The 22537-nt window shown below is 45.7% G+C and carries 17 protein-coding genes; 12 read left to right on the top strand and 5 right to left on the bottom strand.

The features are described 5' to 3' along the window. The first annotated feature begins 311 nt into the window (after positions 1-311). Positions 312-1619, top strand: a complete 1308-nt coding sequence (gene fadI, locus R7F07_RS01570) for an acetyl-CoA C-acyltransferase FadI (protein ID WP_005384447.1) — start codon at positions 312-314, stop codon at positions 1617-1619. Further along, complete coding sequence (fadJ, locus tag R7F07_RS01565) at positions 1619-3730, top strand: fatty acid oxidation complex subunit alpha FadJ (RefSeq protein WP_047104368.1); 2112 nt, start codon at positions 1619-1621, stop codon at positions 3728-3730. Before fadI ends, fadJ begins: the two co-directional genes overlap by 1 nt. 62 nt (positions 3731-3792) lie before the next feature. Here fadJ and R7F07_RS01560 read toward each other — a convergent pair whose 3' ends face one another. Together R7F07_RS01560 and R7F07_RS01555 are read right to left on the bottom strand one after the other, a co-directional pair. Beyond that, on the bottom strand, positions 3793-4047 hold the full coding sequence (locus R7F07_RS01560; protein WP_047104370.1) for a hypothetical protein: 255 nt from the start codon (positions 4045-4047) through the stop codon (positions 3793-3795). Positions 4048-4214: 167 nt separating this feature from the next. Then, complete coding sequence (locus tag R7F07_RS01555; protein ID WP_017635935.1) at positions 4215-6992, bottom strand: insulinase family protein; 2778 nt, start codon at positions 6990-6992, stop codon at positions 4215-4217. Between the two features lie 374 nt (positions 6993-7366). Here R7F07_RS01555 and sixA point away from each other — a divergent pair, with 374 nt between their 5' ends. Beyond that, positions 7367-7831 carry a phosphohistidine phosphatase SixA gene (gene sixA / locus R7F07_RS01550; RefSeq protein WP_005380537.1) on the top strand — a complete coding sequence of 155 codons (465 nt, stop codon included), beginning with the start codon at positions 7367-7369 and terminating at the stop codon, positions 7829-7831. 96 nt (positions 7832-7927) lie between these two features. Here sixA and smrB read toward each other — a convergent pair whose 3' ends face one another. Further along, a complete protein-coding gene (smrB, locus tag R7F07_RS01545; protein ID WP_005380539.1) occupies positions 7928-8458 on the bottom strand; it encodes an endonuclease SmrB in 531 nt (176 codons plus the stop codon). Between the two features lie 62 nt (positions 8459-8520). Here smrB and prmB point away from each other — a divergent pair, with 62 nt between their 5' ends. Next, on the top strand, positions 8521-9453 hold the full coding sequence (gene prmB / locus R7F07_RS01540) for a 50S ribosomal protein L3 N(5)-glutamine methyltransferase (RefSeq protein WP_005380541.1): 933 nt from the start codon (positions 8521-8523) through the stop codon (positions 9451-9453). Between the two features lie 180 nt (positions 9454-9633). Next, the gene (gene aroC, locus R7F07_RS01535; protein WP_033907375.1) at positions 9634-10719 is read left to right on the top strand and encodes a chorismate synthase; all 1086 of its coding nucleotides are present in this window, start codon (positions 9634-9636) and stop codon (positions 10717-10719) included. A gap of 223 nt (positions 10720-10942) precedes the next feature. Here aroC and R7F07_RS01530 read toward each other — a convergent pair whose 3' ends face one another. Continuing rightward, entirely contained in the window at positions 10943-11566 is a 624-nt protein-coding gene (locus R7F07_RS01530; protein ID WP_065274738.1) for a trimeric intracellular cation channel family protein, read from the bottom strand. Between the two features lie 332 nt (positions 11567-11898). Between R7F07_RS01530 and R7F07_RS01525 the strand changes: the two genes are divergently transcribed. The 3 genes from R7F07_RS01525 to R7F07_RS01515 all read left to right on the top strand — a co-directional run bounded on the left by R7F07_RS01525 (position 11899) and on the right by R7F07_RS01515 (position 13389). Then, positions 11899-12429 (top strand): elongation factor P hydroxylase, encoded by a 531-nt coding sequence (locus tag R7F07_RS01525; RefSeq protein WP_005380546.1) that lies wholly within the window; start codon positions 11899-11901, stop codon positions 12427-12429. A 25-nt stretch (positions 12430-12454) separates the two neighbouring features. Beyond that, complete coding sequence (locus R7F07_RS01520; protein ID WP_017635933.1) at positions 12455-12718, top strand: YfcL family protein; 264 nt, start codon at positions 12455-12457, stop codon at positions 12716-12718. Positions 12719-12864: 146 nt separating this feature from the next. After that, positions 12865-13389 carry an NADPH-dependent FMN reductase gene (locus R7F07_RS01515; RefSeq protein ID WP_149192448.1) on the top strand — a complete coding sequence of 175 codons (525 nt, stop codon included), beginning with the start codon at positions 12865-12867 and terminating at the stop codon, positions 13387-13389. Positions 13390-13464: 75 nt separating this feature from the next. Here R7F07_RS01515 and mnmC read toward each other — a convergent pair whose 3' ends face one another. Continuing rightward, on the bottom strand, positions 13465-15483 hold the full coding sequence (gene mnmC, locus R7F07_RS01510; protein WP_149192447.1) for a bifunctional tRNA (5-methylaminomethyl-2-thiouridine)(34)-methyltransferase MnmD/FAD-dependent 5-carboxymethylaminomethyl-2-thiouridine(34) oxidoreductase MnmC: 2019 nt from the start codon (positions 15481-15483) through the stop codon (positions 13465-13467). A gap of 128 nt (positions 15484-15611) precedes the next feature. Here mnmC and fabB point away from each other — a divergent pair, with 128 nt between their 5' ends. The 4 genes from fabB to R7F07_RS01490 form a co-directional block, all read left to right on the top strand. Beyond that, the gene (fabB, locus tag R7F07_RS01505; protein WP_005380557.1) at positions 15612-16823 is read left to right on the top strand and encodes a beta-ketoacyl-ACP synthase I; all 1212 of its coding nucleotides are present in this window, start codon (positions 15612-15614) and stop codon (positions 16821-16823) included. A 340-nt stretch (positions 16824-17163) separates the two neighbouring features. Next, entirely contained in the window at positions 17164-18297 is a 1134-nt protein-coding gene (locus R7F07_RS01500) for a 4-phosphoerythronate dehydrogenase (RefSeq protein WP_149192446.1), read from the top strand. After that, entirely contained in the window at positions 18294-19307 is a 1014-nt protein-coding gene (locus R7F07_RS01495; protein WP_171342821.1) for an aspartate-semialdehyde dehydrogenase, read from the top strand. The genes R7F07_RS01500 and R7F07_RS01495 overlap by 4 nt, the downstream gene beginning before the upstream one ends. 197 nt (positions 19308-19504) lie before the next feature. Further along, positions 19505-22537, top strand: a 3033-nt coding sequence (locus tag R7F07_RS01490) for a FimV/HubP family polar landmark protein (RefSeq protein WP_318110420.1), incomplete at its 3' end; no start/stop codon positions are given.

Here is a 22537-nt window from a genome sequence, read left to right as displayed (position 1 = left end):
CACTTCCTTTTGAAGGCTGACTTTACTTTCTCCTAATCAGGAAACTGATTACTTTTCAATTGGCGTAAGTTAATTGTTTTATAGATATTCCGACCACACAGTTATGTGTGGTTTTTTTTTGCTTCGATTTTACTTTCCGTATACCTCTTACCGTTTTAACTCTCTATAGTTAACCATTAGTAATCGCATAAGAATCAAAGAAGTAGAGTAATTGAACTACTTGCTTCACGTTTATTTAAACGCACGTTTGATAAATTTAACAAATTCATTACAATGCCTCAGGTCAGACCTCTTGTATTTAAGGAGAAACAATGGGCAAGCAGGAAGTAAAAACACGCAATGGTGAGCGTGTCGCTATTGTCGCGGGGCTTCGAACTCCCTTTGCTCGTCAAAGCACGGAATTTAGCCAAGTGCCAGCGGTCGATTTAGGGAAAATGGTAGTAAGCGAAATGCTTGCTCGAACAGATATTGATCCGAAGCTAATCGAACAAGTGGTATTTGGACAAGTAGTACAAATGCCTGAAGCGCCAAACATCGCACGAGAAATCGTGTTAGGCACCGGTATGAACATCCATACTGATGCTTACAGTGTGACTCGAGCGTGTGCAACGAGTTTTCAAGCGGCGGTTAATGTCGCAGAAAGCATCATGGCGGGAACCATCGATATTGGTATTGCTGGCGGTGCAGACTCTTCTTCCGTCCTGCCTATTGGCGTATCAAAGAAATTGGCCGCTAATCTGCTTGCTCTTAGTAAGACAAAAACAATGGGTCAGAAGCTTAGTATCCTCAAAAACTTGAGCTTTAAAGACCTGATGCCAGTGCCACCAGCAGTAGCAGAGTACTCTACGGGTTTATCCATGGGACAAACTGCAGAGCAAATGGCTAAAACACATGGTATTTCTCGCGCAGAACAGGATGCGCTTGCACATCGTTCTCATACGCTGGCTTCTCAAGCTTGGAAAGAAGGAAAAATCCAAGATGAAGTGATGACGGCTTTCCCTGAACCATACAAAAAGTGGATTTCGGAAGACAACAATATCCGTCATGACTCAACGGTTGAGGGATACGCGAAATTGCGACCTGCGTTTGATCGTCAGTATGGCAGTGTTACGGCTGCGAACAGTACGCCATTGACTGATGGTGGTGCGGCAGTGATGTTGATGCGAGAAGGTAAAGCGAAAGAGCTCGGAATGGAGATTCTTGGTTACATCCGAGGTTATGCATTCTCTGCTATCGGCGTGGAAAAGGACATGCTGATGGGGCCGACTTATGCCACAGCGAAAGTGCTTGAAAATACAGGCTTGGAACTGTCAGACCTGACGTTGATCGACATGCACGAGGCCTTTGCTGCTCAAGCATTGGCGAATGTGAAGATGTTTGCTTCCGATAAGTTTGCTCAAGAAAACCTTGGTCGCTCAAAAGCGATTGGTGAAATTGATATGGATAAGTTCAACGTGCTTGGCGGATCAATTGCTTATGGTCACCCATTTGCTGCGACTGGTGCGCGTATGATGACGCAAACCCTACGAGAGCTAAAACGCCGTGGCGGTGGTATTGCATTGAATACCGCATGTGCTGCTGGTGGTCTTGGTGCGGCAATGATTCTGGAGGTTGAGTAATGAGCGAGCAAAAAGCATTTAGTCTAAAGGTTGATGAGCAAAATATTGCTTGGTTAGCCATCGATGTTCCTAATGAAAAAATGAATACGCTGCAGGCGGCTTTTGCTGACGAAATGAAAGAAATTTTTGCTCAGCTAAAAGACTCCAGTGGTATTAAAGGGATGATCATCCACTCCCTAAAACCGGACAATTTTGTTGCGGGTGCTGATGTTCGAATGCTAGAAGCATGCACCACAGCAAGTGAAGCGGAAGCCTTAGCAAGGCAAGGTCAGGATTTATTCCAGCAGCTATCGGACTTACCTTATCCTGTCGTTGCGGCTATTCATGGCCCATGTTTGGGCGGTGGTTTAGAACTGGCTCTTGCATGTGATTATCGTGTTTGTACGGATTCTGACAAAACGCGTTTAGGTCTGCCAGAAGTACAACTTGGTTTATTGCCAGGTTCTGGTGGTACTCAGCGTCTGCCACGTTTGATTGGCCTGTTACCATCGTTGGACTTGATCCTGACGGGTAAACAACTTCGTGCGAAGAAAGCTAAAAAACTGGGCGTTGTGGACGCCTGTGTGCCGGACACCATTTTGCTCGACGTAGCAAAACAGTTTATCGACAAAGGTAAAAACAAGGGTACGAAAAAGCTATCGACGAAAGAAAAGGTGATGTCTGGTAGCGGGCTAGGGCGCAAGTTTGTATTTGAGCAAGCTGCGAAGAAAACGAATCAAAAAACCCGTGGTAACTATCCAGCAACGGTTGCAATTCTAGAAGTTATTCAACATGGCTTAGAGAAAGGCTTCGCTAAAGGTCAAGAACTTGAAGCGAAGCGCTTCGGTGAGCTTGTGATGAGCTCAGAGTCAAAAGCGCTCCGTTCGATCTTCTTTGCCACAACAGAAATGAAGAAAGAAAATGGCACGGATGCGAAACCAGCACCAGTTCATAAAGTTGGTGTGCTTGGTGGTGGTCTGATGGGCGCCGGAATCAGCCATGTGTCTGTTGCAAAAGCAAAAGTACCTGTTCGCATCAAAGACGTTAGCAACGATGGCGTTTTAAACGCGCTCAACTACAACTACAAGTTATTTGAGAAACAGCGCAAACGTCGCATTCTATCCAAGGCCGACCTGCAAGCGAAAATGCTGCAACTGTCTGGTGGTGTCGACTTTACCAGTTTTAATCATATTGATGTCGTAATTGAAGCCGTTTTTGAAGACCTAGATCTTAAGCAAAAAATGGTGGCGGACATTGAAGCGAACGCTAAGACAGAAACTATCTTTGCGACCAATACTTCTTCGTTGCCTATCCACAAAATTGCAGAAAAAGCGGAGCGTCCAGAAAACGTAGTGGGTTTGCATTACTTCAGCCCGGTAGAAAAAATGCCGTTGGTGGAAGTGATTCCGCATGAAACGACGTCAGATGAAACCGTTTCAACAGTTGTTGCACTTGCTAAGAAGCAAGGTAAAACCCCGATCGTAGTGAAAGACAAAGCGGGCTTTTACGTGAACCGCATTCTTGCTCCATACATGAACGAAGCGGCGCATATTTTGTTGGCTAACGAACCGATCGAAAAGATTGATACGGCGTTGCTTGATTTTGGTTTCCCTGTTGGCCCGATTACCTTGTTGGATGAAGTTGGTGTCGACATTGGCGCGAAAATTATGCCGATCCTGGTTAATGAGTTAGGTGACCGATTCAAAGGGCCGGATGTGTTTGATATCTTGTTAAATGATGGACGTAAAGGACGCAAGAGTGGTAAGGGGTTTTACACTTACAAGGGCAAGAAGAAAGATGTCGACAAATCGGTTTACAAACTGCTTAAGCTCGACCCTGAATCTAAGCTAAGCGATAACGATATTGCGTTGCGCTGTGTGCTGCCAATGCTGAATGAAGCGGTACGTTGTTTGGATGATGGCATCATTCGCTCGCCACGTGACGGTGATATTGGCGCGATATTTGGTATTGGTTTCCCACCGTTCTTGGGTGGCCCGTTCCGTTACATGGACCAATTTGGTATTAAGGAGCTCGTAGAGAAAATGAATGAGTTTGCATCGAAATATGGCGATCGTTACGCGCCATGTGATGGTTTGCTTACTCGAGCTGGTGAAGGGACAACGTTCTATTAAACGTTGCTTCGGTAGAGAAAAAGGCTTGCCAGTGGCAAGCCTTTTTCATAAAGAAGAAATGGTTACTTCTTCTTGTCTTTCTTATCTTTATTGTGGCCTTTACCAGGGTTGTCGTCCCCATGAATGCTGCTATTACCTTTTTTGTCTTTATCATTCCACTGCTTTGAAGAGCAATCATCTGATTTGATGGATACATTGTCTCCACTAAGGCGCACACAGTCGTCACTTAGTTCGAAACCATCGCCTTTGACTGAGATTTCAGCGTGAGCAGATGCCAATGGCAGTATAAGAGCCACGAGTAAAAGTGCTTTTTTCATGATTACCTCATTAAGTTATTTTTAGTTTGGTAATTAGAGCATAAGCCGCAATGGCGCAATTTCAATTTTCTGCCAATTATGGTGCCGATTCAATCTATGAGACCGACAACCTCATGGGTTTGTAGGTTCATTCTAGTAATCGACAATTTTATTTCTGCGCAACTAGATCACCCCAAGCCGCAATCTTTTGGCCGAAGTTGGAACTCTTCAATCGATCCTATTTCTTGTCCTAGATGGATGCGCGGAGCCTCCGAATGCGCTTGACCTTGAGAGTGCATGATCAAACGATTTGCAGTACGAGGTTTCAATTCGTTCACAACGAAGCGAATCATGTCTGCGCGCGTCAGCTTCTTCAACTCCGCCAGTACCTTGTCACGTTGGTTAAACTCAGTGTCCTTATTTCCTATCGCAACCCAAAGACGTTGAGCCCGTCCTCGAAGTGTGGTGTCCGGCGTTGCTATTTGGTTCCACAAGCCGCGCTTACTACTGTGCCATTGGTAATCGTTTAACTCTAACAGCACCATATAAAAGGCATTTAAAAACTCATCGATTGAGGTAACCAGCTCGGCAGGTGCTGCATTAGGTGACTGCACATACAGTACAATACCAGGGTGACGATTTAGCGGCATATTGCCAGTGCCTACCATGTAACCTAATTGCTGCTTGGTACGGATTTCGTGGAAAAACGTTGCCGACATAAGGTGATTGGCCAATGAGTATAGCGCGATACTGCGAGGCTCAATATCCTCGCACTGGTGGTAAATAACGACTGCTGAATCTTGCTGATTACAATGCACCTCACGTTGAAAACTGCCATTTTTACCTAGCATAATGAGCGGACGAAGTGCCTCTTCATAACGTTGCTCGTTAACTCTTAGAGCATCCTTCAAGGTCGTAGCCATGTCATGGGCTTGCTGGCGTTGCCAGTCTCCGTAAACAAACATTTCAACGTGCAGTTCTGCAAGAATGGATTCTACGAATACCGAGAGTTCATCGACTTCGATTTCTTCTAGCGCTTCGACTAAGGTTGCGAAAGGCGGGTTATTGGGTTGAAGTAACCCAGTAAGTGCGTTAAACAGCTGCGAAATAGGGCGATCTTGTGAAGCATTTCTCCAGTTTCGTAACAGTTGTTGTTTGATGGTTTCAAAGCGAGCAGGGCTGAAATCTCGAGAAGCAAAACGGTGCAGAATCATTTCCAGCAACTGAGGCAGCTTTTGACTGAACCCAGAGAGGGTTAAGGTCACGCCACCTTGGTGAGCGTACATGTTGTAACCCATCCCTGCGATTTCTGCTTGATAGGTTTCTTTTGCTAGCGAATCGAGGAACATCTCTACACATAAGCGCGTTTTGACGATGTTCTTTGGTGATGCAACGGCATGAGAGCTGTCGATAGCGACATAAACGACACCTTTAGGCACGCGAAATTCGTCATCTTGCAAATGCCACAGCCGAAACCCTTCGAGATCCTCAATCAACTCTGGCAGTGAATCACCATTTTCGAGTGGCATGGGGTCGAGGTCGTAGCAAATATAAGGGTTCTTTTCCGGTAAGACGAATTGCCAGCTTGGGTCGATTTGTTGATAGAAACGACGTTGGTCTTCACTAAAAGGTGTGACGGAGTACGGGGTAAAGTACCATTCGGCAGTACGGTTGTATTCCAGGCCTTTAGCAATCAAAGTGACGCGTACATTATCGATGGTTAAGTATCGCAGCAATGAACGCTGTAACTCCTCATCGTAGCCCGCCATTTTGTAGTCACCATAAACCGTGTCTTCCGGTTGATAGTGCTGCATGTTGATCACCAGATGGCTGACGAGATCCATTGGGCGCGATGGCTCTTGGAAGCGGAAAGCCGATTCTAATACCGCTTGTTTTTCGAGATAGCGCCATTCATCTAACCCGTCTTGTTTGATCATCGAGAGGTATTGAAAAACCGCTTGAACGATATCATCAACATGATCTAAGCCGTTTGGCGTCAGGGTGCAGCTTACGGTAAAGTCTCGGTAGTTACTGCCACTCGCGCCGCCGCCCGCTGAGAGAGAGGTAATCCAGCCTTTTTCTTTGAGTTGAAGCATCAAACTGCCTTCTCCTTCATAACCCAACAGGTGAGCAAAGTAGGAGAGTGGCTTCACGCTATAATGCGCATCCATTCCCGGCATGGGGAATGTGAGAATCAGTTTACGGAACTCTTTGAGCGGCTCGACTTGAACCAAAATGCCCGTGCTTTCCTCAGTGCCTATCGGTACATCAATCGATTTTCCACGAAGGTGGTGATTTGGGATGTCGGCAAACATGGTTTCTACCCAAGCTTGCTGTTCATCGAGCGACTGTGGCCCAAATAGAGTCAGTGTCATCAAATCGGCGGAATACTGAGAGTGGTGAAACTCCACAATTTCGTCGCGGATGGATTTACCATCTCGGTCGCCAAGAGTATCTAAGTTTCCGACAGAGAATTTTGAAAACGGGTGCTCTGGATTGATGACTTCTTTGTTAACTTGATACAGGCGACGAGAATCATCATTGAGTTTGAGCTTGTATTCGGAGTCGACAGCCTGTCGCTCTTTGTCTAATGCTTCTTCGTTAAACAAAGGTGCGGTAAAGAATTGGCTAAATCGATCTAAGGCACTTTCAAAGGCATTTGGAGCAATATTGAAAAAGAAACAAGTGTGCTCTGTACCAGTCCAAGCGTTGTTTGTTCCACCGTGTTGGCTAATATAGCTTTGAAACTCGCCCACTTTAGGGTATTTTTCCGTACCCAAAAAAAGCATGTGTTCTAAATAGTGTGCCAGACCTTGGCGATCGTTTGGGTCGTCGAAGTGTCCAACGTTCACTGCCAGAGCAGCTGCCGACTGTTGAGCTGTATCGGAATGAATCAGCAGTACACGCAGTTCATTGCTCAAGGTAATGTAGCGGTATTGATTTGAATCGTTAGGACTTAGATGCACGATGCGTCTCCAGATTTCGCATTACAGTAATTTAGGCTCCCCTCGCGGGGGGCGCAAAGTTTGCGTTTCGACAAATACTGCTTGCCGTATTTTTGTTATTCGTAGACTTCTGCACAGGCCCATCGCGTTTGCGTATGGGGAAGAACTGTTTGAGTGAATGCTCTGAACTCATTGCACAGTTAAATAGTGTGATGAACTGAGTACATTCTTTTAATAGATTGTTAAGAAAGTCGCTATCTTTAACAAGCGAATTGGTATAATGAACAGATAATTATATCAGTATTTTTGTTTCGTCATTGTTAAAGTTAGCCCCGTCTATCTAATAAAGATAGCAGTCAACCTTTTGGTAGCGTTAGCTATCCCTAGGAAATAACATGAAAATATTCATCATGCGTCACGGTGAAGCCGAGCATTTTGCAGATTCAGACGCAGCACGACAATTGACCCCAAGAGGCAGAGTCGAATCAGAAGCGGTTGCGAGAGCCTGTAAAGAACAGGGTTTTGCGCAATTCGATAAAGTGTTGGTGAGTCCGTACATTAGAGCTCAACAAACTTGGCAAGAGATCAGTGCGTATTTCTCTGCAAAAAGCATTGAAACTTGTGAAGATATTACACCTTATGGCCAGTCCGAGCATGTCTTCGATTTCGCAAGTGCATTAATCGAAGTCGAACAATTGGACTCGCTTTTGTTCGTATCTCATTTGCCTTTGGTCGGTTATCTGACTTCAGAGTTTGTAAAAGACATGACACCACCGATGTTTCCTACATCAGGGCTAGTGTGCATTGAATATGATTTACAAACACAAAATGGTGAAGTGCTTTGGCATATTACGCCATAAGTGTCTAAACCAAAATAAGCGTTTGCAAATTAGAGACAGAATAAGAAAGGCAGGAGATCCCTGCCTTTTCGTTTCGTCGTGTATACAGCAAGCTTGTTACTTTTCAGGAATTGAAAGCAACACTAACAACGCACCATCACCACCAAATTCTAGTGGCGCTTGGTGAAAAGCCATAACGTCAGGATGCTGTGCTAACCAAAGTGGGGCTTTCTGTTTCAGGATGTGTTTCCCAATACCATGTTGCACACACGCACAATGAATCTCGTTTTTGATGCAATAGGCTATCATCGCACCAAGCTCGCGTTTTGCTTCTTGCTGTGTCATGCCGTGCATATCGAGGAACACGTCCGGTACATACACGCCACGACGTAGACGTTTGACTTCATAAGTGGAGACGTCGTCACGTGCATAACGAGTTGGACCTTCATCGTTTAATAGAGGGACAAACTCGTCTGAAAAGTAAAATTCAGAGTCACTCGCTTCACGGTTGGAGCGCTTGATTTCTTTTTGCTTAGTATTTTTTTTTGGTTGCTGGATTATGGTATCCTGTCGCAACTTTTTTACGCCCTGTACTGCTTCCTGAAACAAGGCGAAATCGTCATCGTTCTCGGTGTCTTTTTTGCTCATTAGGTAAACAATTTCATTAATAAACTTTATTGGCAGTATTGTAGCGCTTTTCGGAGGCAATTTTGGATAAGATTTTTGTAGAAGAAGCGGTATCGGAACTGCATACCCTTCAAGATATGATTCGTTGGACGGTAAGCCGCTTTAATGCAGCGAACCTGTTTTACGGTCATGGTACTGATAATGCGTGGGATGAAGCTGTTCAGCTTATCCTGCCAACCTTATACTTGCCGATTGATGTGCCTCCGCACGTATTGAACTCTCGCCTAACGACAAGCGAGCGTCTGCGTATTGTTGAGCGCGTAGTAAAACGCATCAACGAGCGTACGCCAACAGCATACCTAACAAACAAAGCATGGTTCTGCGGTCTTGAGTTCTTCGTTGATGAGCGTGTACTTGTGCCACGCTCTCCTATCGGCGAATTGATTCAAGCGGAATTCCAACCTTGGTTGGTGGAAGAGCCTACGCGCATCATGGACCTATGTACGGGTTCTGGTTGTATCGCGATTGCTTGTGCGCACGCTTTCCCTGAAGCAGAAGTGGATGCGATCGACATCTCTACAGATGCTCTACAAGTGGCTGAGCAAAACGTACAAGATCACGGTATGGAGCAGCAAGTGTTCCCAATTCGCTCTGATTTGTTCCGTGATCTTCCAAAAGAGAAATACAATCTAATCGTGTCTAACCCACCATATGTGGATGAAGAAGACATGAACAGCCTGCCAGATGAGTTCACGCATGAGCCTGAGCTTGGTTTAGCTGCGGGTACGGATGGTCTAAAACTTGTGCGTCGTATTCTAGCTAACGCGCCAGATTATCTAACAGATAACGGCATTCTTATTTGTGAAGTCGGAAACTCAATGATTCATATGATGGAACAGTACCCAGAGATTCCATTTACTTGGATTGAGTTCGAGAACGGCGGTCATGGCGTATTTATGCTAACGCGTGACCAGCTGGTTGAGTGTGCAGAAGAGTTTAAACTGTACAAAGACTAATAGAGTCTTGCACTAAACATCAAAACACCGAGCTTTATGCTCGGTGTTTTTTTTATGCATACCTCGCCGATATTAACTCTTTACATCAAAACGTAATAAAGCCACTATGAATCCACGAAGAATTGGAAAGCAGCTATGCTCTGTTTTGAGAGAGCGTGGCGATAAAAACTTGAGGAAGTAATGGCAGGAAACAGTATCGGACAACATTTCCGAGTGACGACATTCGGGGAAAGTCACGGTATCGCACTGGGATGTATCGTAGACGGATGTCCTCCGGGGTTGGAAATTACAGAAGCAGATCTACAAATCGATCTCGACCGCCGTCGTCCAGGCACATCACGTTACACCACACAACGTCGTGAACCGGATGAAGTTAAAATTCTTTCTGGCGTTTTTGAAGGCAAAACCACGGGCACATCGATCGGTTTGCTAATTGAAAACACCGATCAGCGCTCAAAAGACTACTCTGACATCAAAGATAAGTTCAGACCGGGTCATGCTGATTACACTTACCACCAAAAATACGGCATCCGCGACTATCGCGGTGGCGGCCGTTCTTCAGCTCGTGAAACCGCAATGCGTGTGGCGGCTGGTGCAATCGCGAAGAAATACTTAAAAGATGAGTTTGGTGTTGAGATTCGTGCTTACTTGTCACAAATGGGTGATGTATCTATCGACAAGGTAGATTGGAGCGAAATCGAGAACAATGCATTCTTCTGCCCTGATGCTGACAAAGTAGAAGCATTTGACCAACTTATCCGTGACCTGAAAAAAGAAGGCGACTCTATTGGCGCAAAAATCCAGGTTGTGGCAACTAACGTGCCTGTTGGTCTCGGGGAACCCGTATTTGACCGTCTGGATGCAGACATCGCGCACGCACTAATGAGCATCAACGCGGTGAAAGGCGTAGAAATCGGAGACGGTTTCGAGGTGGTAAACCAAAAAGGCAGTCAGCACCGTGATACGCTTGCTCCTGAAGGTTTTGGTAGTAATCATGCGGGTGGCATTCTTGGTGGTATCTCGACTGGTCAAGACATTGTCGCAAACATTGCGCTTAAGCCAACATCAAGTATCACTGTGCCGGGTGAGACCATCACAAAAGAAGGTGAACCAACTCAGTTGATCACCAAAGGTCGTCATGACCCATGTGTGGGTATTCGTGCTGTGCCTATCGCAGAAGCGATGCTGGCAATTGTGGTGATGGATCATTTACTACGCCACCGTGGTCAAAACCATGGCGTAACAACTGAAACACCGAAGATTTAAGAGCTTTGTGTCATTCCAGCGAGCTATAGCGAGACTAGGAATCTAATTTCAGCACGATGAAAAGAGAAAGAAACATCTCTGACAACAGAGTGCTCGGATAATAGATCCTGAATCATGCTCCTTCGTCGCTGTTCAGGATGACTGAATATAAAATTATGCCACTCACTGAATCGCGGGTGGCACAATTTTATCAGGCAACCTTTTTTGTTTAAGTAGTTTTTGCTTAATGAATCGAGCCTTCGGTTTCCAAATGGAAAGAAGGCAGACGCCACTTAAAGCGTACCGCAGCCATACGCAACATGTAACCAGTAACCAGTGTAATAATAGTGGCAGTGACTTCGGGAACATTGAATTCTAATAGCGCTAAGTACATTCCTGATGCGATAAGAGCGACAGAAGCGTAAAGCTCTTCATGCAGTACCAATGGTGTTTGGCGACAGATTAAGTCGCGAAGTAGCCCACCGAATACACCCGTTACTAACGCTGAAACCATACAAATACCAGGGTGCAAGCCCATGCCCATCGCAATTTTTGTTCCGATGATGCTGAATACGATTAGACCTAACGCATCAAGGCGAATGAACAGGCCTTTTAGCTTAATCACCCATTTCGCTAAACCTGTTGTTAGCACACCTGCAACACACGTAATTGCAAGGAACTCTGGGTTTTTTACCCAACCAAGAGGGTAGTGGCCTAATAGAATGTCACGTACGGTGCCACCACCAATGGCCGTTGCGCTGGCCACCAACATAACACCAAACCAGTCCATCTTTCTTCTACCAGCACTTAACGCACCTGTCATGGCTTCAGCCGTGATACCAATGATATACAACACACTTAGCAACATAGGGAAACACTCAACGTAAAAAGTCACTACGTTCTACGAGAATCAGCGTAGGCGAAGTAACAACACTTACAAACGGTTCTATCTCTCTTAAAAAGTGATTAAAACCAGCAACATGCTTGTAATCAAACGGCTTAAAAATAGCGGTTTGAACGGCATCAAAATAAGGCGAGAGTGTAGTGGTAAATAAGTACGCTGACGAATGAGAAATTGTATGGAGAAAGCGATGTTCAGATAAATTCAACTAATAACCAAAAATGTGGGGTTGCCTTTACCTCATAGCTAAAAACAGCGACAATATGCAGCGCATGTCAAACTGAAGTACAAACTCGACGATGACCCACGAATACCAAGACTTAATCACCATTTTTAATGACACCTTTTTAGAACAATTTAATACGAAATTAGAGTTAGGTGGTGATGAGCCTATTTATCTTCCTGCTGATGATGAACACCCTCATCATCGGATTATTTTTGCTCGGGGTTTTTACGCCTCTGCTTTACACGAGATCTCGCATTGGTGTGTGGCTGGTCCAGAGCGTCGTTTGCTGGAAGATTTTGGTTATTGGTATGAACCCGATGGGCGAACAGCAGAAGTTCAAGCGGAGTTTGAGAAAGTTGAAGTGCGACCTCAAGCTTATGAATGGATTCTGGCACAAAGCGCTGGCTTCCCTTTTACGGTGAGTTGTGACAATCTACACGGCGATTTTGAACCAGATAGGCTCGGCTTTATGAAAAAAGTGCATAAAGAAGTGCTAGGTATTTTGGACGTTGGCTTGCCTTTGCGAGTGAAAATGCTTTCTGATGCCCTGCGCGCATTTTATCAAACTAAGCCACTGGAAGCGTCGGACTTTTGCGTTAAATAACCACTAATAACCTCAGAGATACACCATGATTATTGAATTTGAAGAAAAACTACTGGAACTGATTGATGCTCGAATTGAAACAGCATCTGACGATGAATTGTTTGCTGGTGGTTATTTACGTGGTCACATCTCTTTATCCGCGGCGTCTTGTGAAGAAGAAGGGATTAGCGATATTACTGAGCTGAAGTCACGCATTGAGAGCAGCTTAGAAAATGCGCGTACCGAGTTAAGCCCGGCCGATCGCGTGATTGTCAGTGATTTGTGGCAGGAGCTCCAGGCTCAGGCTTAGTCCCTAAGCAGCGTTCTCCCTTTATTTAATCCTAGTCATTTACTACTTCGAAAAATTCGAACCTCTCCATAAAATTTTTGTGGTTGTAGCGAAACTGTTCAACTTTTATTCTGATCAGCATAAAACGTGAACAAAGGATTACAACCATGAAAATTGTCGCATTTGGTGCATCTACCAGCTCTACCTCAATCAACAAACTACTTGCTACATACGCAGCAAATCAAGTCGAAGGCGCTCAAGTGAATGTTCTAGACTTAAACGATTATCAAGCGCCAATGTTTAGCGAGGACAAAGAGAAAGAAATAGGTCAAGCTGAAGGGGCTGTCGCGTTTTTACGTGACTTGGCGGAGGCTGACGCTCTCGTTGTCTCCTTCGCAGAGCACAACGGTTCGTACCCAGCGGCCTATAAAAACTTGTTCGATTGGGCGACGCGCATTGAGCGTAATGTATTTCAAAACAAACCTGTCGTTTATTTAGCAACTTCCCCAGGTCCCAGTGGTGCGCAAAGTGTTCTTGCGGCGGCGACCGGTTCTGCACAATTTTTTGGCGCGGATGTAAAGGCATCGTTATCTGTGCCGAGCTTCTACGAAAATTTTGACGTGGAATCGGGTAAGGTTGTAAACCCAGAAGTGGCAGAGCAAGTGAAACAGGCAGTTGCACTGCTGAAGTAATCTCAGTACGAGCGACTTAATGAGTTAGCGATTCCCGACACGTATCTGTGTCGGGAATCAAAACAGAGAATACTCTTACAGCTCGGTAATGGCTTTGCCTTTTCTTAGTTTACGAACCCACATTCGACTTGGGTGAAGTTCGGTCAATACATCAACCGGTAATGGCAGCGGGTCCCCACAGATCTGGGAGGCCAACACTTCAGCTAATAATGGTGCAGAGCTCAGTCCACGAGATCCTAAACCTAAGAAGCAGAATAGGTTAGGGTACTGATGAATGGTTTCTACCTCTTCTTCTTTTTGATTTTGTAAGTTGGCGTATTGCGTTTTGATCGTCTCAAAGTCACCCACATTTCCGACAAATGGTAAGTGATCTCGGCTAACACAACGAATACCTTGGCGAGATTGATTACCAGTGATATCTACCTCTTTTGCCCATGTTTGATTCGGTACACATTTCACTAGCTTTTCCGCATTATCTTTTTGGGCGTTTTCATCAAATTCGTAGTCAAGGTGACTGCGGTCGTAGCTTGCACCGATACACAAGTGTTGATTACTTGGGTTAACAGGTGTCATGTAACCGTCGTAACACAACACCGTTTTCAGCTGACTCAGCGTTTCGGTTGCTGGCGCATGACTGACTTGTCCTTTCACTTGTCCCATTGGTAGGGAAGCGGTTTGACTCAATGTCTGGAACTCATGGCCGTTCGCAATTACAACCGTTGAGTGCTCAAATGTTTGACCACTCGCCGTTAGTAGCCAGAGCTGACGCTTTTCATCCCAATCTAATGCCTCAACAAGATGTTCAAACTTCGTTGAGAGTAACGACGTCTTCTCCAATTGATTAATTAACCCGCGAGTTAACTCGGCAGGGCACAGCCACCCTCCCATTGGGTAGTGCACAGACGCCATATCAATAGGTAACCCGATAGTGTTCGCAGTTTCCTCGGCGGACAGCTTTTGAATGAGCTCTGGAGTGAAGTTACCCGCAAGCATTTTCTCCAGTTTGTCTGTGGATTTGTCATCCCACATCAACTGAGTTACGCCACACCAGTCATGATCAAAATCGATCTCTTGTGCTGCTTGTTCAACAAACTGACGTGCGAACAAAAATGCAGGAGCAAACACTCGTGAAACACCCGTGTGCGGGCCATTAAGCAGCGGATAAACGGCTCCTTGTCGATTGCCTGAAGCTCCTTTGGCTGGTTGTTTGTCTTTACAGTAAAGGGTGACGTTTTGGCCACGACGAACTAACGTTTTCGCTAACGCCGCGCTGGCTATACCACCACCAATGATGGCAATCGAATCAAGATTGCTAGATGCTGTGCGATTGAACCAAGGGAGATGGTTCGACTGCTTTTCACGTTGCTCCATAGAGCCGGCGATCATTTCTCGTTTAGTGCCGAAACCTTTCACCTTTTTCATTGTAAAGCCAGCTTCGTTCAAACCACGACGTACAAAGCCTGCTGCGGTAAACGTGGCAACTGTACAATCTTGCTTGGCTAGCTTTGCCATGTTGTTGAACAGGCCTTGGTTCCACATCTCTGGGTTTTTGCTTGGCGCGAATCCATCTAAGAACCAAGCATCAATCAAACCTTGTTCGTTGTATGGGACTTGCGGCATGCAGTCTTTAATGTCACCAAACCAAAGGTCGAGTGTGATTGCACCGTCTTCTAAAACAATGCGATGACACTCCGGCACAGCGGCAGGATAGTGCTTTTGTAACTTTTCCGCGTACTCAGCTAGCTCAGGCCAAGCTTCATGCGCCTTCTTTAAATCGGCTTTGCTTAATGGGTATTTTTCAAAGCTAATAAAATGCAGCTCTTTCAATGTTGCGTCCGGATGCTGACGACGAAACTCACTGAACCACTGGCATACTGCTAAGAAGTTTAATCCCGTGCCAAATCCTGTTTCACCAATGACAAAACGTCTTTGGTCAAATTCCTGCCATCTTTCTGGGAGATGATTTTGTTTTAAGAAAACGTAGCGTGTCTCTTCAAGACCGTTTACGTTAGAGAAGTAAACATCATCAAATTGGTCTGAAACCGGAGTACCAGCTTCGTTCCAACCAAGTTCTGCGTTTTTTATTGAAGTCATAATGGTGCAAATTTGTGATTTGGCGCGGTAAGAATGGGGCGATTGTACGAATTTATGGGAAAGCTGACCACTTTTGTTGACTATCTTAGTTATCATCTAGCGGATTTTTGAATTATAGGAATGTCATAATGAAACGAGTCGTAATCACCGGTATGGGTATTGTTTCAAGTATCGGTAACAACGTCGAAGAAGTTCTAGCGTCTCTTAAAGCGGGCAAATCTGGCATCACTGCATCTGAGCAGTTCAAAGAACACGGTCTTCGTTCGCAAGTATGGGGTGACCTAAAAATCAACCCGGCGGAACACATCGACCGTAAGCAGATGCGCTTTATGGGTGATGCGGCTGCTTATGCATACCTATCAATGGAGCAGGCAATCGCAGACGCTGGTCTTACAGAAGAGCAGGTTTCAAACGATCGTACCGGTATCGTTGCAGGTTCTGGCGGTGCTTCTGCATACAATCAAACGGTAGCGACAGACACGATGCGCGCCAAAGGCGTAAAGCGAGTTGGTCCTTACATGGTTCCTCGTACTATGTCTTCTACTGTTTCTGCTTGTCTTGCTACGCCATTTAAGATTCGTGGCGTGAACTACTCAATGAGCTCTGCATGTGCAACATCTGCACACTGTATCGGCCATGCTATGGAGCTTATTCAACTAGGCAAACAAGATATTGTTTTTGCTGGTGGCGGCGAAGAGCTAGATTGGTCTCAAACTATGATGTTTGATGCGATGGGCGCACTGTCAACCAAATACAATGACACGCCAGACAAAGCATCTCGTACATACGATGCAGACCGTGACGGTTTTGTTATCTCGGGCGGCGGCGGCATGTTGGTTATTGAAGAACTAGAGCACGCACTGGCACGTGGTGCGAAAATCTACGGTGAAATCGTAGGTTACGGTGCGACATCAGATGGCTACGACATGGTAGCGCCATCAGGTGAAGGCGCAATTCGTTGTATGAAGATGGCGATGCAAGACGTTGATGGTGTGGATTACATCAACACGCACGGCACATCGACACCAGTTGGTGACGTGAAAGAGCTTGGTGCTATCCAACAATTGTTTGGTGAGAACAGCCCTGCAATCTCTGCAACAAAAGCAATGACTGGCCACGCACTCGGCGCAGCGGGCGTGCACGAAGCAATTTACTCAACACTTATGCTAGACAAAAACTTCATTGCTCCAAGCATCAATATTTCAAACTTGGACGAAGCAGCACAAGGTCTGGACATCGTGACAGAAGCACGTGATGCAGAGCTAACGACCGTAATGTCAAACAGCTTTGGCTTTGGCGGCACAAACGCAACTTTGGTTATTAAAAAGTACCAAGGTTAACTGAATTTGTTGGCGCTTTGCGAGAGTACTGTAAACGCCAACAATCCAGTTTCCAGAGCTTGATCAGTCACACTGATCGAACAGACGCAGACTCTATCCCATGGAGAGCGGGATAGGATCCTTTTGTTCTGGAACTTTGCCCGGCTATTTAGCCGGGCTTTTTCTTTTCTCTGTTTCTGCTTTTCTCTAGGCTTCCCGTCAATCGATTCTATAGGAGTTACCTCCTTGAGGTTTATTGGTGTTATATCTTGAGATTTTTCGGGAAAAGGGCACAATCGCTTTAGTTTCGCATCTTGCGAATAAACGAACTCATACAAATGGATGTTAGAACGCTGGCGCTATGAAAATTATTGTTGATGAAAATATGCCGTATGCTGAAGAGCTATTTAGCCAACTCGGTAACGTAATTCTAAAACCAGGTCGTACACTGACCGCCGATGATTTAGTGGATGTTGATGCCCTAATGATTCGCTCAGTCACCAAAGTGAATGCTGACCTGATCAGCAAAGCAAACAAGCTGAAGTTTGTTGGTACGGCCACGGCAGGCATGGATCATGTTGACCAAGCACTCTTAAAAGAGAAAGGCATTTTCTTCACTGCGGCGCCAGGGTGTAACAAAGTGGGTGTGGCGGAATACGCGTTCAGCGTGATGATGGTGCTCGCTCAGCAACAAGGTTTCTCGGTATTTGACAAGACGGTAGGTATTATTGGTGCAGGCCAAGTAGGTAGCTACCTAGAGAAATGTTTGAAAGGCATGGGTATTAAAGTTCTCATCAATGACCCATTCAAACAAGAGGCTGGTGATCCTCGTAGCTTTACTCCGTTGACAGAACTGATTGAAAGCTCAGACATCATTACACTACATACGCCAATCACCAAAGATGGCCCATACCCAACGCATTATTTGATTGATGAGAAGGTATTAAATGGTCTCCGCAGCGATCAAATTTTGATTAACGCGGCTCGAGGTCCCATCGTTGACAACGCTGCTTTGAAGCAACGTCTTTTGAAAAATGATGGCTTTACAGCGGCACTCGACGTATTTGAATTTGAACCAGAGGTTGATATGGAGCTTCTGCCTCTGCTAGCATTCGCAACCCCTCACGTTGCAGGCTACGGCTTGGAAGGGAAAGCTCGCGGTACAACGATGATTTTCAACAGCTACTGTGAGTTCTTAAATAACGAATTACGTGCGCATGCCAGCGATTTACTGCCAACCGCGCCTGTTCCTACTATGGTATTGGACAGAGCTTGGGACGAAGCAACACTGCATAACATCACGCAGTTAATCTATGATGTGCGTAGAGATGACGCTCTTTTCCGCCGTGAAATCAGTAAGCCAGGCGCTTTTGACCTGATGCGTAAAAACTACTGGGATCGCCGTGAATACAGCGCTGTCACGCTAGTGGGTAACAAAACATGTAACCTTGCTCCATTAGCAGAACTAGGTTTTCAGATTGAGGTAAGTCAATGAGCCAGCAATATAATGTTGCCATTTTAGGTGCGACCGGTGCGGTCGGTGAAACAATTTTGGATGTGCTTCAAGAGCGCAAATTCCCAGTAGGCGAAATCTTCCTACTCGCGAGTGAGCGCAGCGAAGGCAAGACTTATCGCTTCAATGGTAAAACGGTACGCGTTCAAAACGTAGAAGAGTTCGATTGGTCTCAAGCGCATATCGCACTGTTTTCTGCTGGTGGTGAGCTATCAGCCAAGTGGGCACCAATTGCCGCTGATGAAGGCGTGATTGTTATCGACAATACATCACACTTCCGTTACGAGTACGACATTCCTCTTGTTGTGCCAGAAGTAAACCCAGAAGCGATTGCAGAGTTTCGTAACCGTAACATCATCGCGAACCCGAACTGTTCAACCATCCAAATGCTGGTGGCACTAAAACCAATTCACGATGCGGTGGGCATTGAGCGTATTAACGTATCAACTTACCAATCGGTGTCTGGTGCAGGCAAAGCGGGTATCGATGAGCTAGCAGGTCAAACGGCGAAGCTGCTAAACGGTCTGCCCGCAGACAAGAAGCAATTCTCTCAACAGATCGCGTTTAACTGTATTCCACAAATCGATCAGATGATGGAAAACGGCTACACCAAAGAAGAAATGAAAATGGTGTGGGAAACACAGAAGATCTTTAACGATCCATCAATCACAGTTAATCCAACGTGTGTACGTGTTCCTGTATTTTACGGTCACGCAGAAGCACTTCACATTGAGACTCGTTCACCTATCGATGCACAAGAAGTCGTTAACTTGCTTGAGCAAACTGACGGTATCGAAGTGTTCCACGGTGAAGACTTCCCTACACAAGTTCGCGATGCGGGCGGTAAAGACCATGTAATGGTTGGCCGTATCCGTAACGATATCAGCCATCATCGTGGCGTAAATCTGTGGGTTGTTGCTGATAACGTGCGTAAAGGTGCGGCAACTAACGCGGTGCAAATCGCAGAAGTTCTGATCCGCGATTACTACTAAGTCGTTTACAGTTCATTTCAAAGCCTCGCACAGTGCGAGGCTTTTTTGTACGAACGAAACAAAATAGTGTGAGATTAGTACGAATATGGCGAGAGCCACACATTTTTTATTCTCAACGCTATAGTTTTGCATGCGATATCCGATATATTTAACCGATCACCATTTCAAATTGTATTTAGCACAAAACTGAGCCTTCTATGCGTCAAAATTATAAGCGTTTGTTAGCAGCCCTTGTGTTGATGAGCGCGACTCAGACATCATCAGTGGTTCAAGCCGAAGGAATTCGTCTTGTTGGACCGTCTGGTGAAGTGCAATCATCTCCGAGCTATGCTGAAGATATTGAGCGAGCATTACCTGCTCCTCCTGCGAATACTCAACCGTCACGTTTCTTTGGTCCGACTGGTGAAAATCAAACACTATGGTCGATCGCTTCAGAATTACGACCTTCACGCGGTGTTACCGTTCAACAAACGCTTCTTGCTATTTACCGAATTAACCCTCAAGCGTTTGAGAACCAAAACATTCATGAATTGATCCCAGGGAGTCGGCTACGAGTACCTTCTCTAGAGCAAGTGCAAAGCGCGACCACAGCGCAAGCTGTTGCGATTATGAAGGCGCATGAAGCTAAGTTAAAACAGCCGAAGCCGACAAATAGAGCGACGCCAGCACAACGAGTCACCGAGCAACCAAAGCCACAAATTAAAGTAGAACCCAAGCCTGCGACTAAGCCAGAGACAGTGGCAGCAACGGAGCCAAAACCAACTCCGAAAACAATACCCGTCATCCCTGCGCCACCAGTAACCACCTCTCCGCAGGGTGAAAAGCAGGTCAGTGCGCTAAAGGACAAACTTCAAGGCTCACAAAGTGAATTAGAGTCATTAGAAGAGAAGAACCATCGTCTTCGATTGATGCTGTCAGAAGTGCAAAGCGAAGTCGAAACTTTGAAAAGCGAGTTGAATGACGAAGAACGCATTCGCTCAGAAGTCGAGAAACTGCTTGCAGAAGAGCGCCAGCGCCTTGCTGAACAACAACGCATGCAACCAAGCACCATGGACAAAATTTTGTCTAATGGTTGGCTTGTTGGTCTTGCGGCATTAATTCCTGGTGCTTTGATTGCGTTGCTAGTTGTTATGCTTCTTGGTCGACGCTCTAAAGGGAAAGAGGAAGAAGTGGCTGCACAGGAACAGCAAAACGTTGATCCTCTTGTGGCGCCAATCGGTTTAGCGGCGGCGGATGAGCTGGATGAAGAGCTCACGCTTGATGATGAATTGTTTGCAGATGAAGATATCAACACACAGTCTTTACAAGAAGAGAAGTCAGATTTAGAAGAAGACGTCTTTGCTAACCTCGATGATGAAGAGCTTGATTTCAATCTGGAAGGGGACGATGACCCATTTGCAGATATTGGCGATGACGGTGACCTAGATGTTGGTCTGGATGAGTTTGAGTCATCGAACAATGGTATCCAAGTCAACGGCGAAGAAAAGGCGCTTGGTTTAGAAGAAATGGAGCGAGCCTTAGATGAGGTTGCTCCAGAACTAGAAGTGCTCGATGACGATGAGTCTGGCTTCGATCTTTCGGATGATACGAATGAGAAATCAGACTCGCTTTCAGACGATGCATTTGCCGAGTTACTTGCAGCCGATGAGCCGTCAGAAGAGTTACCAAGTGACACTGTCGACCAGGATATGCTTGATGACTTGTTTGCTGAACTTGGCAACGATGACTTCGATTTAGATACTGATGAGCCTGAGTTAAAACAGCCCGTTTCGGATGATGACTTTAGTGTAGGAGAGGCATCTGACGACGATATCGATAAGCTATTGGCCCAGTATGAACAACCGGCTAGTGAATCGGAAGTTCGAGAAGCTGACGCCAATGAAGGTCCTGTTCTAGATGAAAACAGTACAGAGCTACTCGATGAACTCATTGATTTTGATGAAGATGACACAGACGAGTTTGATCCACTAAACGAGCTAGAAGCAATCTCTGGTTTTGAAGGTGATGACTCGATCGAAGAGTTAGACGCAGATAGCACAGACTTACTGGATGAACTCATTGATGATGTTACCTCTGAACTTGATGAAGAGACTGAAGCTGATTTAGATCCGTTTGATGATCTGATTCGAGAGGACGAGAGCCCAGAGCAGAATAAATCGGAAGAGGAAGAGTTACTGAAATCACTTGGTTTTGGTGAATCAGACGCCGACGAAAAGCCATCTCCCGTAGTTGAGTCAGAACAAACTCATGAAGATCAGGACATTGAGTCTGGGTTGGACATCGACGCTTTATTAAGTGAAAGCCAGCCAGACACGCAACAAGCTGTAGAAGATCAACCATTAACCGAGCCAGAAGCTACTTCAGAGCCATTTAGCAGCGATGAATTTCTTGGTGATTTAGAGGACCTCTCACCAGAGAATGATCCTTTAATGAGCGAGCTAGACGACCTATTTGAGTCAGACAGTGAAGAGCTTCTGCCAACAGAACAAGAAAAAGCGGATTTTTCTGCTGAACTTGACGCTCTATTTGATAGTGAAGACGATTTACCGCAGCAAGTTGAAAAAACACAAGCGGAGATAGAGGAAGCTTCATCACTACAGCAAGAGGCTACCGATACTGATTCAACACAAGAACCATCCGTGGAGTCCGATGCTGAGGTACAGCCTCACGTTGAGCAAGAGGAAGACATTCCAGCCTTCACGCCGACACCAAATACAATAGAAAATGAATTCGGTGTTCCACAAGAAGAAGATTGGCTACTGGATGAGCCTGAATTGGAGCCGGAAACTGAGTCGACCAACGATTCAGAAGAAGAATTCAATTTTGATGAGCTAGATTTGCCAGAATTCAGTGAAGAAGATGCTCTAGCATCTATGGCTGGCGAACCTGCGTTAGAAACGTCCGAGTCCGTTGAGCCAGAACAAGTTGAAGCCGACTTGTCAGCTGAGTCCGAAGAAGAGTTCAATTTTGACGAGCTGGATCTTCCTGAGTTTAGTGAAGACGACGCATTGGCGTCTATGGCTGGCGAACCTGCGTTAGAAACGTCCGAGTCCGTTGAGCCAGAACAGGTTGAAGCCGACTTGCCAGCTGAGTCCGAAGAAGAGTTCAATTTTGATGAGCTCGATTTGCCAGAGTTCAGTGAAGAAGATGCACTGGCGTCTATGGCTGGCGAACCTGCGTTAGAAACGTCCGAGTCCGTTGAGCCAGAACAGGTTGAAGCCGACTTGCCA

The sequence above is a fragment of the Vibrio sp. YT-16 genome, from assembly GCF_033337405.1.
Classification (GTDB): domain Bacteria; phylum Pseudomonadota; class Gammaproteobacteria; order Enterobacterales; family Vibrionaceae; genus Vibrio; species Vibrio alginolyticus.
The sequence above is the reverse complement of the archived record's forward strand: the minus strand, read 5'-3'. Positions and strand labels throughout refer to the sequence as shown.